Genomic DNA, 13,229 nt, shown 5'->3' with positions numbered 1-13,229 from the left:
TGCCAGGTGCCTAAGTAACTAATAACACTGAATAGAAGACGGGTAACGGCGCTGGTTAATCATTTACAGGAACCAAGATGTAGGGGTCACCACTCGCTGGGATCGCCGGCAGGAGCGGCGCTGATTTCAAACAGCAGATCCCCAACTTCCACGTGATTACCTTCCGGGCAGAGATTTTCCAGGTCAGAGGGGGTGGAATCCAATACCACCACCGGACATAACGGCGAGTAGCGCGCTTTTTCAATTTGTTTAACCGAGAAAGTGGTTATGGGCTCTCCGGCTTTAACCATTTCATTTTCGAGGGCATGGCAGGTAAAACCATCCCCCCGCATCTTTACCGTGTCGATCCCTAAGTGCACCAACACCGTTTGTTCCCCGCTGGTAATCATAAAGGCGTGGGGAAACAACTTAACTAAGCGCCCCGAAATGGGAGCTACTGCAGTTACTTCTTTAGATCCCGGCAGCGGGCGCAAGGCCACTCCCGCCCCCACAATCATGCCGGAGAACACCAAATCCGGTACCTGCCGCAAGCTCACAATGCGCCCGGGAATCGGCGCACCCACTTGCACGGACTGTTCTTCCACTGATTCACCCCACTACAAAAGAAAACCATCTTCCCTAAACCAGCCTAGCCCGCCCGCGCCCTCCAGGAAAACCTTATTTCCGAGCAAGCGAAAACCGCGTCAAATCATTACAGGTAACGTTGGAGCACTAGCATTAGATTTTCTCCAGAGGATTAATCTAGATTGGCGGCGGCCAGCATTTTTTCGATCTCGATGCGGTATTTTCCGTCTGCATTCACGGTTTCACCGCTGTCGGCTAGGTAGGTTTTCAAGAATTTTTCTAGGGGACGACCCAAACCCAGCCCCGCAATCTTGCCGGTACCGGCGTCGATGTCCGCATGAGCGCGTCCTCCGAAACTTAGAAGCCACATATCCTCCCCCACCGGCACGTCCGCACTCAGGCGCGGCATCACGAAAGGAAAGTCCAGGTGTTTAGCTCCCAGGCGTTGGTAGAAAGCCCAACGCCGCTGCGGATCACCGTGATCTTCCGAGGCGGAGTGGCTGGTGGGGTCCTCAATCTCTCCAAGAATCAAAAGGGGATTGTTACTAGATTCCAGAGCGGAAATCGTTTGACGGAAAAGTTTAGAGCCCACCCCGTGACCGCGAGTGCGGGGACTGATAGCCAGCCAACTCAACAAAGCAATTTCGCTGGTTGCTGGCCATGCTATCGCTGCCCCTAGCGGGCGCGTCCCCTCCCAAGCAGAAAAAGTCTGGAACTGCCCCGCCTGCAGTTGGGCGATTAAATCTTCCGGCTCCCCCAGCTCTTCGGGGCCAAAAGCCTGTTCCAAAAGTTCACGTACCAGGATTTCTGACTGCCCCGGTTCCAGGTGGTTTTGATACTCGATTTGCACCCCTCAACCCTAGCCCAAACCTAGTTAGGATTTTTACTGGCGATAATGACCGCATCTACCTTGACCATCAGCAACCTGTACTCTGCTCGACGTTGTTCCGAACTATTGACAAACTGATTCTTGTTCCAAATAATTGACAAGGTGGAGATCCTTGACAGCGCCTTAAAACACGGCATTAGCAAAGAAGATATTTTCCACGCTTTACGTAACCCCGTACGACTGTATGGACTTGGGAACGAAGTAGAAATGCTGATAGGAGCAGCAAGAAATGGCTCGCTACTAGAAATAGATAAAGTCCGTATAATTGTGTAAAAGTAAAAAGGCCATATAACAGTCCTTTTACGGTACAATGTTTTTAACGACAAAAACATACCCAGGAGGACTTTTACATGACCCAAGTACATTTTACACTGAAAAGCGAAGAGATTCAAAGCATTATTGAATATTCTGTAAAGGATGACGTTTCTAAAAATATTTTAACAACGGTATTTAATCAACTAATGGAAAATCAACGAACAGAATATATTCAAGCAAAAGAATATGAACGAACAGAAAACCGACAAAGTCAACGAAATGGCTATTATGAGCGCAGCTTTACGACACGTGTAGGCACGCTAGAATTAAAAGTACCCAGAACACGTGATGGCCATTTTTCACCCACAGTGTTTGAACGTTATCAACGAAACGAAAAAGCCCTCATGGCTTCAATGTTGGAAATGTATGTATCAGGCGTTTCAACTCGTAAAGTATCAAAAATTGTGGAAGAACTTTGTGGTAAATCCGTCTCTAAGTCCTTCGTTTCTAGCTTAACAGAACAGCTAGAACCTATGGTTAACGAGTGGCAGAATCGTTTATTATCAGAAAAAAATTATCCTTACTTAATGACCGATGTACTCTATATAAAAGTACGAGAAGAAAATCGAGTACTCTCAAAAAGCTGTCATATAGCGATTGGAATAACCAAAGATGGCGACCGTGAAATTATCGGCTTCATGATTCAAAGTGGCGAAAGCGAAGAGACCTGGACAACATTTTTTGAATACCTAAAAGAACGCGGTTTACAAGGTACGGAACTCGTTATTTCTGATGCGCACAAAGGATTAGTCTCTGCCATTAGAAAATCCTTCACCAACGTAAGTTGGCAAAGATGCCAAGTTCACTTCCTAAGAAATATCTTTACCACCATTCCTAAAAAAAATTCAAAATCTTTCAGAGAAGCTGTTAAAGGAATTTTTAAGTTCACAGATATTAACTTAGCGCGTGAGGCTAAAAATCGATTGATTCATGATTATATCGATCAACCAAAATATTCAAAAGCTTGCGCATCATTGGATGATGGATTCGAAGACGCCTTTCAATATACCGTACAAGGAAATTCCCACAATCGACTAAAGAGTACCAATCTAATTGAACGACTGAATCAAGAAGTACGCAGAAGAGAAAAGATTATTCGCATCTTCCCCAATCAAACATCAGCCAATCGCTGAATTGGAGCCGTTCTTATGGACCTACATGATGAATGGATTTATTCTTCAAGAAAATACATCAATTTTGATAAGTAGAAATGGTAAAAACATTGTATAGCATTTTACACAGGAGTCTGGACTTGACTCACTTCCTTTATTATTTTTCATTTTTTTAAACTATTTAATACTAATGTCTTTTATAATAGCTTTTCATATATTATATAATCAATCTTTATAAGTCCTTTTATAAATTTCTTTTCTACCATTTTCGATAAATTCCTGTTTAATATTTTTAATTCCATAAACAATAGTTTCAATAGGATAATATTCTTCAACTATATCTTGATATTCTTTTGCTTTCTCAATATCTATATTTCCATACATTCTTAATATATCTTCTCCAAAATTTGTTCCTATTTCTTCTTCACTATCTTCAAGTAAGTATATAAAATCACAATATTCATCTATAATTCCAGAATCTCCAAAATCAATTATTCCAGTTAATCTATTATTGCCATCTAACAATAGATGATTACAACTAAAATCATTATGGCATAAACACTTTTTACCCTCAAAAACTGTTGTTGCATTTAGTCTTTCCATAAAACTTTCTATATAATCTTTTTCTATATCAGTTAAATCATTATAAATAGTTTCACGCAACAATATATACTCTTCTAATACATTTTGTTTATTATCAATAGTACATTCACTAATATCTGTATAATCTAAACCGTGCATTTGTCTTAAAAAACTGGCAATATCTCGTTTTAACAAATTTTGTTCTTCTTCTGACATAGTAGAATAAATTTCTGGTGTTAAAAAAGTTCCTTTAATTTCTTTATAACCTAGTATAGATAATTCATCACTAATATACGAATATTCAATATTAGGAATTTTTACATTAGTTTCTAAATTTGTATTTAAAAAATTATATATTGCTTTTTCTTTTGCATAACCTTTTTTCTTATTAGTACTAAATTTTGTTTTAAAAATGTATTCATTATTAACTAAATATGCCACACTATCATAACCACTACCGATTATTTCAATACTATCTACTTTGAAATTATCAAAGTAATGCTCAATTAAATATTTCATTGCCTTAACATTTGTGGCATTATCATCATATCTATATTCCATTAAATAACAATCTTCTTTTTTGCCCTCGTGTAATTCATGTTCTGGCAAATCTTCAATAATTCTAAAACCAGATTTTTGGTATGCCCTTATTGCTCTTGGATTATTTTTATGAGGGTCTAAAATAACTGCATTAGCATTTCTTTCTTTTTTCAAAAATTCAAAAATCAATTTAATATATCTTGTACCAATTCCTTTACTCCAATAATTTGGCTCTCCTATAAATTGATCCATACCATAGACTATCTCATCAGTTTTTGGATAATGAAAATCAGTATATAACTCATCATACATTTTATATATTTGTCCATATCCAATAGGAACATTGTTATATTCAATAATTACTCTAAAAACTTCATCTTCCCAAGGCTCTGTATAATGTTTTTTTAATGATTCTAATGTATATTTTTTATCTCTACCATCATAAAATTCTAATACTCTTTCATCAGTTAACCATTTTAACATCAAAGGAAAATCATCATCTATTAAAGTTCTTATACATATTTCATTTTCAACTATATTCATTTATTTATCACCTTTTTCATAATCATATACATATACTATTTCATCTTTATAATCATTTTTACCACCTAATTTTTCATATACATGGCAAGCTCTAGGATTACCTTTATCAGTTATTAAAAACATTTCAGAACAACCAATCTCTTTAGAATATTCCTTAATAAAAGATAATAATTTTGAACCATAACCTTTGTCTTGATAGTTAGGTAACATTCCTATTGAGTGTAAATAAAACATTGTTTTTCCATCAGGTCTTAAAAGTGTATAGCAATATGCAAATCCTATAATTTTATTATTTTCTTTAGCTATAAACCCAAATGAACTGGTATCATTAAGAAATCCTTTTAAATTATCAATATCAAAAACCATATTATCATCAATTAAAACTTCTTCCATAAACTCAGTCAAGTCCAGACTCCTGTGTAAAATGCTATACAATGTTTTTACCATTTCTACTTATCAAAATTGATGTATTTTCTTGAAGAATAAATCCATTCATCATGTAGGTCCATAAGAACGGCTCCAATTCAGCGATTGGCTGATGTTTGATTGGGGAAGATGCGAATAATCTTTTCTCTTCTGCGTACTTCTTGATTCAGTCGTTCAATTAGATTGGTACTCTTTAGTCGATTGTGGGAATTTCCTTGTACGGTATATTGAAAGGCGTCTTCGAATCCATCATCCAATGATGCGCAAGCTTTTGAATATTTTGGTTGATCGATATAATCATGAATCAATCGATTTTTAGCCTCACGCGCTAAGTTAATATCTGTGAACTTAAAAATTCCTTTAACAGCTTCTCTGAAAGATTTTGAATTTTTTTTAGGAATGGTGGTAAAGATATTTCTTAGGAAGTGAACTTGGCATCTTTGCCAACTTACGTTGGTGAAGGATTTTCTAATGGCAGAGACTAATCCTTTGTGCGCATCAGAAATAACGAGTTCCGTACCTTGTAAACCGCGTTCTTTTAGGTATTCAAAAAATGTTGTCCAGGTCTCTTCGCTTTCGCCACTTTGAATCATGAAGCCGATAATTTCACGGTCGCCATCTTTGGTTATTCCAATCGCTATATGACAGCTTTTTGAGAGTACTCGATTTTCTTCTCGTACTTTTATATAGAGTACATCGGTCATTAAGTAAGGATAATTTTTTTCTGATAATAAACGATTCTGCCACTCGTTAACCATAGGTTCTAGCTGTTCTGTTAAGCTAGAAACGAAGGACTTAGAGACGGATTTACCACAAAGTTCTTCCACAATTTTTGATACTTTACGAGTTGAAACGCCTGATACATACATTTCCAACATTGAAGCCATGAGGGCTTTTTCGTTTCGTTGATAACGTTCAAACACTGTGGGTGAAAAATGGCCATCACGTGTTCTGGGTACTTTTAATTCTAGCGTGCCTACACGTGTCGTAAAGCTGCGCTCATAATAGCCATTTCGTTGACTTTGTCGGTTTTCTGTTCGTTCATATTCTTTTGCTTGAATATAGGGTTAATGCCCGAATTGTGTGTCTTTTTCCGGGCGTGTCGGGGTGGTTTAGTGTCCTGCCCAGCCTTTGCGGATGTGTAGGGATCCGTCTTGGTATTTGGGGTTGTAGTCGATGGCGTTGTCCCATAGTTTCGGGCCTGGTTTCGGTTGTTCGGGCCCTGGTTTGGGGTCGGGTTTTAGGTGGTGTGGTTGGATTAGTTGGTGTGGTTTGAGTGGGTGTTCGCTGTGGAGGTAGCACCACCATTCGGTGGCTTTTTTCATGTGGGGCTCGGATAAGCCGCGATGGTTGTAGATCAGGGTTTTGATGGCGGCGTTTATAGCGCCTTCTAGCTCGTTGGTGGTGGCGGGTAGCGTGGTGGTGGCTTGTTTGTTTAGGGTCGGGTCTAGGAAGGTGAACAGGGTTGCTTTCCTGGTTTGTTTGGCGAGTAGGTTGTAGGCTCTGCGGGCTTTTTGGTGGGTGTACCACCATTGCTGGTTAGGGCGAATCCATAAGGGTATTTGGTCTTGGGGTACTTGGTTTTTATAGGTTTTATGGTTTAACCATTTTCCCCATTGGTTATGGAAGGCTTGCACTAGCCCTATCCATTGGTCTGCTTGGTTTAGATCCTTTATTGTTACCAGGCGTTTGGCTAGACCCCATAGTGCTTTGTGTGCCGGGATTTTAGGGTTGGTTGTTGTAAGGGCACGGATGTTTCGTTTTATGTGTACTAGGCAGCGTTGCACGCGCGTGTTTGGCCATTGGTCTTTGATAGCGCTTAACGCTCCGGCTTGCCCGTCAGTTATAACCATTAAGGGCTCTGGTAAGCGTTTTAACAGCTGTTTATAGGCGGCCTTGTTCTCTTGGTTGCACCATTGCCAGGCCAGGACTTTACCACTGTTTACGGCGGTTAGAAGACACCAGCCGTAAGGCAGGTAGGTGCCATCTATTTGTATATAGTCATAGATTTGCCCAGTTGGTACGATTACCGGTTCAACCCGCCAACACCAGTTAGTTCTTCGCTGCCAGGTAGAAGAAGAAACTTGCAGGTCGCCTATAGCGTCTTTCCCGGTTAACCATTTAACGAACTGGTCAAGCTGTGCCTTTCTGGAAATATCTGGCCGGGTATTACAAAAAGAGGCCCCGCACTTGGTACAGCGGTAACGCTGAAGTCCTTTTCTGGTTCTACCATTCCTTTTAGCACCCGCCTCGCCGCAGGTAGGACACTTTCTTCTGCTTGATCTACGACCCATAAATCAAACAAAAGCAGACCCCTACACCAAAAACACGGAAAGTCAACAACCCGTAGAAAACAAGCCCAAAAAGCTAACCAAACCCCAAATTACAAGGTTCCACCAGCCAAAACACCAAAATAAAGACACACAAAATGGGCATTAGCCCTGAATATATTCTGTTCGTTGATTTTCCATTAGTTGATTAAATACCGTTGTTAAAATATTTTTAGAAACGTCATCCTTTACAGAATATTCAATAATGCTTTGAATCTCTTCGCTTTTCAGTGTAAAATGTACTTGGGTCATGTAAAAGTCCTCCTGGGTATGTTTTTGTCGTTAAAAACATTGTACCGTAAAAGGACTGTTATATGGCCTTTTTACTTTTACACAATTATACGGACTTTATCTAGAAATAGGGATAGCCGATAAGACACGAATAATCCACGTTATCATAGCTCGTAGTAAATATACGAGGTGTTTAAAATGAGTAAACCGCGAATAAACATGAGTGATGAAGAACTAGCAAACTGGTTCGAGTTCCAGGCAGAGCCGGAAGACTTTGATTACGTTATTGAGGCTGATCCGGTTAAAGCTCTGATGCGCGTGCGTTTAGAACGAGCGAAAATAGAAAAAGACGAAAAAGATGCGGTCACTATCGCCCGTAAACAAGGTATTACCTGGGAAGTTATAGGACAGGCTCTCGGGATGTCACGTCAAGGGGCTTTCCAAAAATATGCCCGTCTGCTTTAGGAGATAGGAGGTTCCGGCTAGTTCCCGTTTGGGCATCCACACTGGAGAGACGAGGGAGGGGGCTGGGTTTTATCCGAGTGGGTGCGGTGGGCATAAGAATTTGGAAAACGTCGCTACGTTTTCCGAATTCTTGGGCGGGAGAAAAAACCTAGCCCCCGCGCCCATCACTACCGCGCCAGCCCTTACGGGTTCGAATCCCCTTATCTCCACAATTTCGTCGTCCTCACCAATACGAAAACCCGAACGGTTTTCGCGCCGTTCGGGTTCACCGTGCCAGCAACCATTCGTGTTGCGCCAACGGAGTGGAGCTAAGGGGATTCGAACCCCTGACCTTCTCATTGCGAACGAGACGCGCTACCAACTGCGCCATAGCCCCTAGGTACTCTCAAAAGCCTAAGCGGGTAACAGGCAAATTTGCAAACTATGAGGCTGTGGGATTGCGCTCAAGAAAAATAACTCGGTTACGCCCCGCCAGCCAGGCAGATTTAATACCATTTAACTAACAAGTAGAAAACAGGAGCAACCATGGACCCCATCGAACAGTTGTTAAAAAATGAAGCCGCCTACGCCGAAAAGTTTCCGGGAGAAGCTCCCCACCTACCCGAGATGAAGGTAGCGGTAGTAACCTGCATGGATTGCCGGATTGACGTGGAAACCATGCTGGGGGTAGGACCCGGACAAATCCACGTGATCCGCAACGCCGGCGGCCTGGTCACCCCCGACACCATCCGTACCCTCGCCGCGTCCCAACGCAGCTTGGGAACCAAGTACGTGATGCTGATTCAACACACTGACTGCGGAATGTCGAAGACCGATGACGAAGCATTCCTCGCCGAACTAGAAAAAGACACCGGACAGCGTCCCACCTGGAGACCTGGGGGGTTCAAAGACGTGCGCGAATCAGTTCGAAACGATATGAAGAAACTGCTAGACAGCCCGTTTGTGGGCGGCACTGTCCGCGGATTCGTCCTCGACGTAAAGACTGCGCGCCTAGAGGAAGTAACCCTCTAGACTAGCGCGGCCACTTCCGCAAGCCCTCATCACGATCTGCGGCAGTTTTAAAAGCGTGAAGTCGCCTCCCTCCGCCGCTAACACGCCTCGCTCCTCTAAACGCTAACGCAGCAGAGAACGCAGAATTTTCAAAGATTTCTCTCCATAGGGGTGGTGACGCACCGGAATATCAAACAGCCAAGATTTACGGAGGACCGTTTGCTCCCGGGTCATGGCCTTAAACGACCAGTCTCCGTGATAATTTCCCATCCCCGAGTTACCTACGCCCCCAAAAGGCGCCTTCGAAGAGCTCATATGGAGCAAAGTGTCATTGATACATACTCCCCCGGCGTTCACTTTGCTCATCACTTGCCGGGCAAAGCCCCGATCTTTCGTAAAGATATAAAGCGCCAGGGGGTGTTCTCGCTCTTCATAGTCCGCCAAAGTTGCTTCCAGATCCGTAAAGGGAAGAACCGGCAAAATCGGACCGAAAATTTCTTCCGACATCACCGGAGAATCCCAGGACGGATTGTCCACGATTACCGGTTTGACCTGCTGGGTCTGCCGGTCAAGAAAATCTTCCGCGCGGCCTCCGCCTTTCGCACCCAATAGTCTTTGTCCCGCGAGTAGCCCCGACAGGCGGGAAAAATGTTTGGGAGAAATAATCTTGACGAACGTAGATTTTCGGTATTGCTCACTGGGCAAAGCCCGGGCAATCCCCGCCTGCAAAGCGGCGATGAGCTGCGCCCGCACGTCCTCGTGCACATAAACATAATCGACACTGACGCATGTTTGCCCTGCGTTAAGCAGTTTTCCGAACAGAATCCTGCGCGCCGCTTTTTGGATATTGGCTGTGCGATCCACAAAACAGGGAGATTTTCCGCCCAGCTCCAAAGTTACCGGGGTCAAGTAACGGGATGCTGCCTCCATTACCACGCGCCCCACCGCCGGAGAGCCAGTAAAGAAAATATGGTCAAAGCGCTGCTCTAACAGGGCGGTATTTTCAGCGCGTCCCCCACGGATAACGCTCACCATTCCGGGCGGGAGTGCGCGGCGCAAGATTTTTTCGATCACCTCACAGGTATGCGGGGTATAGGCAGAAGGCTTTACTACCACCGTATTTCCACCGGCGATAGCGGCAGCAATGGGTTCCATAGTGAGTTGGAAAGGATAATTCCACGGGCTCATCACCAACACCACCCCGTAGGGTTCGCGTTGTACCTGCAACCACCCGGGCAGTTGAGAAAGTGCAGGCATTTTAGGGCGAGGCATCGCCAGCCAAGGTAGACGACGCCGCAGATGTTTTATTTCCGCTTTCACCAGGGAAATTTCGCTCATATAGGCTTCGGCGCGACTCTTGTTCAAGTCATGCTTGAGGGCGCGATAAATCTCTACCTGCGATTTTTCTATTTCCCGTAACAGAGCAGTGAGATTTTTCTGCCGCCCAGATATCGGGATCGTAGTTCCGCGGTTAAAACAGCTACGCGCGGTCTCGACCGCCCGCTTAATGGCTTGCTCTTGCGAACTGCTCATGCCTGTCCCTCTCTACCGGCGAGCACCTACTTCCTACCCGGTTCCCTATTATTTTGCTATCAACTAGCCTGTTTTGAATATTTACGGCGATAGATTTCCCGCATCAACAGTGCTTCCGCCTTTTTTAACGGCTTTGCTCCGCAAACGCGGGCGTAACGCGCCGCTAATGCGTTCTTCTCTAGCACTATCTGGGCGCTGTGGGCAGCATCCAGATCCGCGCCAAGACAATAGGCCGCCGTGTTGGTCAGCACCGCATTACCGCGAGTGGTTCCATCAGCTTTCAGCCCGATAATCTGGGCATAATCATCCAGGTAGGCAGGTAGTTTTCCTCCAAAAAAGTCCGCTACCTCTGCGTGGTGGCAGGTAATGATGGCGCCGACATCGGGGCGCTCCCCATAAATCCGCAAGTGATTCGTCTGCGTGGCCGCATCAGGGGTAGTGGGACGGCCTTGTTCATCAACCCAGACTAGGGTGTCATCCTCCCTCTCGCGCCGGGAAGTAAGCGAACGCGCAGGCAAAGGCGGCAAGCAGGAAAGCTCCCGCTGATATAAATCCTTGGCTACCTTTTCCAAAGCATTCGCCAGCCTCCGCGCCTGGTCAGCGCTTTCGGCCCAAATCATGGCGCCATGGGCTTTCATTAAAATCACCTGCGCCCCGGTACGCTGCAGGGTTTCTTCCACCCCGCGGTGCAGTTTCTTGGTCGAGGGCAACCCGTAGGGAGCCACCGGCAGCACCTCTTGCCCCAACGCCGCTTGCGCTTCCTCATCCAGTGGGAAATCCTTTTTCGCCAACGACAAAGCTGACGCATAGGGCTGGTGCGTATGAATCACCCAGCGCGCCTGCGGAAATAACCGATAGGTGAGGGCGTGCATCGGATACTCGGAGGAAGGTTTATAGGGGCCGGACCAATCTTTAGAGCCGGTACATAAAGGCAGCTCCTCCTCAGTCATGGTTTCGTAACGACGTCCCGAGGGGGTAATCAAAAAGTCGTCACCGCTGACGCGTACCGAAAAATTCCCCCAGGTGCGCACCACTAACCCATCGGAGAGCAACTGATGCGAAAGCTCGACTAGTTTCGCGCGTTTGATATCTTCGTCGCAGTTCACAGCTTTACCACCTTTTGGAACACCCGCTCGAAGGCAGCAAGCGCCTGGTCGATATCCTCTTCGTTATAGGCAGCGGAAGTGTACAAACGCGATCCGGCCAAAGTCACAATGCCTTCTGCCATATAGGCGGCACCCATATGCTCCATTTCTTTCTTCCGCTGGCTGGTCGCTTTCAAAACGTTCGGGATCTCCCAGGGTTTCTTCCAGTTGATCGCAAAATGCATAGTCCCCACGGTCTCCAGGTGACACACGCTGCGCTGATTGAACGCCACGAACGGCAGACGATATTGCTTGATGAGGGCGCGGAGCCCATCGGTTAAGCGATCCCCCATCTTGGCTGCGCGGTCACAAGCCGAGGTTTCAGCAATCTCTTTAATGGTGTAGTAGCCGGCCACCGAAGACAGCGGATTCGCGGTCATGGTTCCCCCGACCAGGGCTTTCTTTACTTTATCTCCGGTTTGGATCCCCGCGGCGAGATAACGCATATATTCTTTGCGTCCTCCCAGACCCCCCGCAGAGGGATAGCCACCGGCGATCACTTTACCGAACACGGTCAGATCGGGCATCACTCCGAAGTAGCCCTGCGCCCCATGCTCAGAAATCCGGAAAGCGGTCACGACCTCGTCAAAAATCAGTAACGCTCCGTATTTGTTCGCCAGCGCCCGCGCGCCTCGTAAAAATTCTTGGGTAATCGGACGGGTACCGGACTCCGGCCCGATCGGCTCGATCATAATCGCGGCGGTACCACCGGTGAGCTTCTTGTGCTTCAGTTTGCGTTCCAAGTCTTCGAGATCGCCAGGGAAAAACTCGTCAGTCAGCGACATACACCGCAGGGGAATTCCACTGGCCTGGGTGAACTTTGACCCCGGAATTCGGATACCGTAGGCAAGCTGGTCTGACCAGCCATGGTAGGCGCCGCCCATTTTTAGGACGTGGCGATGCTTGGTGGCTAGACGCGCCACCCTAATGGAGGCCATACAGGCTTCGGTACCGGAGCCGAAAGCGCGGAACATATCCACAGAGGGGATCAGGTCGCGCACTAGCGCGCCCAGACGGTACTCGTATTCGTGGAAAAGCCCGGTGGAGGGGCCGCAAGTATTAAGCAAGTCAATAACTTTTTCCCGCACCTGCGGGGGATTTGACCCCAGGACGGTGGGCCCGCCCGCTTGCAAGAAATCCAGATACTCATTACCGTCCAGATCAGTCAGCTTATTGCCGTTAGCGCCGGTAAACACCAGGGGGAAGGGATGGTTAAACGCCAGATTATGCTGCACCCCACCCGGGATAACCTCCTGTGCTTCCCGGATCATCGTCCGCGATTTAGTGCACTTTTTTGCAAAATACTCATCCTCATACTCACGCAAAGCAGACGGAGAAATCGAGTAAACAGGTTGTTTGATTAGCTCATCTAGCTCGCGCGTTACCTGCCGCGCTCCCGGACGATTAATATCCATTTTGACCCCCATTAGACAACGTGAGCGCTTACTCACAACAACGTGACCTAGGTTAACCTTTAGGGGCGTTACTGTCAATGATTAACACCCGTAACTACGCCTCATCAAAGCAGCTTTTAACTGCAGTAACAGCCAGTTTTAGGAAGAGC

Annotated in this window: 10 protein-coding genes, 1 tRNA gene and 3 pseudogenes; 3 read left to right on the top strand and 11 right to left on the bottom strand. The window is 45.6% G+C overall.

Annotation, left to right across the window (positions count from 1 at the left end; genetic code table 11):
* Positions 1-86: 86 nt before the first annotated feature.
* Together ACZ5BI_RS01250 and ACZ5BI_RS01245 are read right to left on the bottom strand one after the other, a co-directional pair.
* Positions 87-584, bottom strand: coding sequence for a PTS sugar transporter subunit IIA (locus ACZ5BI_RS01250; RefSeq protein ID WP_464896442.1), 498 nt, complete (start codon positions 582-584; stop codon positions 87-89).
* 152 nt (positions 585-736) lie between these two features.
* Complete coding sequence (locus tag ACZ5BI_RS01245; protein WP_464896441.1) at positions 737-1,414, bottom strand: GNAT family N-acetyltransferase; 678 nt, start codon at positions 1,412-1,414, stop codon at positions 737-739.
* Between the two features lie 389 nt (positions 1,415-1,803).
* Here ACZ5BI_RS01245 and ACZ5BI_RS01240 point away from each other — a divergent pair.
* Positions 1,804-2,976: pseudogene (locus tag ACZ5BI_RS01240) on the top strand (IS256-like element IS256 family transposase).
* A 129-nt stretch (positions 2,977-3,105) separates the two neighbouring features.
* Here ACZ5BI_RS01240 and aph(2'')-Ia read toward each other — a convergent pair.
* The 5 genes and pseudogenes from aph(2'')-Ia to ACZ5BI_RS01215 form a co-directional block, all read right to left on the bottom strand.
* Positions 3,106-4,545 (bottom strand): aminoglycoside O-phosphotransferase APH(2'')-Ia, encoded by a 1,440-nt coding sequence (gene aph(2'')-Ia / locus ACZ5BI_RS01235; RefSeq protein ID WP_464896440.1) that lies wholly within the window; start codon positions 4,543-4,545, stop codon positions 3,106-3,108.
* On the bottom strand, positions 4,546-4,950 hold the full coding sequence (locus ACZ5BI_RS01230) for a GNAT family N-acetyltransferase (protein WP_000134308.1): 405 nt from the start codon (positions 4,948-4,950) through the stop codon (positions 4,546-4,548).
* 44 nt (positions 4,951-4,994) lie between these two features.
* Positions 4,995-6,035, bottom strand: a pseudogene (locus ACZ5BI_RS01225) (IS256-like element IS256 family transposase); the annotation flags it as partial.
* Positions 6,036-6,083: 48 nt separating this feature from the next.
* Complete coding sequence (locus ACZ5BI_RS01220) at positions 6,084-7,265, bottom strand: IS1249 family transposase (protein ID WP_464895807.1); 1,182 nt, start codon at positions 7,263-7,265, stop codon at positions 6,084-6,086.
* Between the two features lie 147 nt (positions 7,266-7,412).
* Positions 7,413-7,553, bottom strand: a pseudogene (locus ACZ5BI_RS01215) (transposase); the annotation flags it as partial.
* Positions 7,554-7,730: 177 nt separating this feature from the next.
* Between ACZ5BI_RS01215 and ACZ5BI_RS01210 the strand changes: the two are divergent.
* Positions 7,731-7,997, top strand: a complete 267-nt coding sequence (locus ACZ5BI_RS01210; protein WP_464896439.1) for a hypothetical protein — start codon at positions 7,731-7,733, stop codon at positions 7,995-7,997.
* A gap of 303 nt (positions 7,998-8,300) precedes the next feature.
* Here the strand turns inward: ACZ5BI_RS01210 and ACZ5BI_RS01205 are convergent.
* Positions 8,301-8,373: transfer RNA gene (locus ACZ5BI_RS01205), tRNA-Ala, on the bottom strand.
* 149 nt (positions 8,374-8,522) lie between these two features.
* Between ACZ5BI_RS01205 and ACZ5BI_RS01200 the strand changes: the two genes are divergently transcribed.
* Complete coding sequence (locus tag ACZ5BI_RS01200) at positions 8,523-9,008, top strand: beta-class carbonic anhydrase (protein ID WP_464896438.1); 486 nt, start codon at positions 8,523-8,525, stop codon at positions 9,006-9,008.
* A gap of 102 nt (positions 9,009-9,110) precedes the next feature.
* On the opposite strand, the gene ACZ5BI_RS01195 is transcribed toward ACZ5BI_RS01200, so the two are convergent.
* The 3 genes from ACZ5BI_RS01195 to ACZ5BI_RS01185 are packed head-to-tail and all read right to left on the bottom strand — an operon-like array spanning position 9,111 to position 13,080.
* Positions 9,111-10,520, bottom strand: coding sequence for an aldehyde dehydrogenase family protein (locus ACZ5BI_RS01195; RefSeq protein WP_464896437.1), 1,410 nt, complete (start codon positions 10,518-10,520; stop codon positions 9,111-9,113).
* A 59-nt stretch (positions 10,521-10,579) separates the two neighbouring features.
* Complete coding sequence (locus ACZ5BI_RS01190) at positions 10,580-11,626, bottom strand: class II aldolase/adducin family protein (RefSeq protein WP_464896436.1); 1,047 nt, start codon at positions 11,624-11,626, stop codon at positions 10,580-10,582.
* Positions 11,623-13,080 carry an aspartate aminotransferase family protein gene (locus ACZ5BI_RS01185; protein WP_464896435.1) on the bottom strand — a complete coding sequence of 486 codons (1,458 nt, stop codon included), beginning with the start codon at positions 13,078-13,080 and terminating at the stop codon, positions 11,623-11,625. Before ACZ5BI_RS01185 ends, ACZ5BI_RS01190 begins: the two co-directional genes overlap by 4 nt.
* Between the last annotated feature and the right edge of the window lie 149 nt (positions 13,081-13,229).

The organism is Varibaculum sp. GTC20041, from assembly GCF_055387755.1.
The sequence above is the reverse complement of the archived record's forward strand: the minus strand, read 5'-3'. Positions and strand labels throughout refer to the sequence as shown.

Bases quoted from the DNA above. Each gene is read 5' to 3' on its own strand.
- ACZ5BI_RS01220 (WP_464895807.1), bottom strand. From the start codon at position 7,265: ATGGGTCGTAGATCAAGCAGAAGAAAGTGTCCTACCTGCGGCGAGGCG.
- ACZ5BI_RS01210 (WP_464896439.1), top strand. From the start codon at position 7,731: ATGAGTAAACCGCGAATAAACATGAGTGATGAAGAACTAGCAAACTGG.
- ACZ5BI_RS01200 (WP_464896438.1), top strand. From the start codon at position 8,523: ATGGACCCCATCGAACAGTTGTTAAAAAATGAAGCCGCCTACGCCGAA.
- ACZ5BI_RS01195 (WP_464896437.1), bottom strand. From the start codon at position 10,520: ATGAGCAGTTCGCAAGAGCAAGCCATTAAGCGGGCGGTCGAGACCGCG.
- ACZ5BI_RS01185 (WP_464896435.1), bottom strand. From the start codon at position 13,080: ATGGATATTAATCGTCCGGGAGCGCGGCAGGTAACGCGCGAGCTAGAT.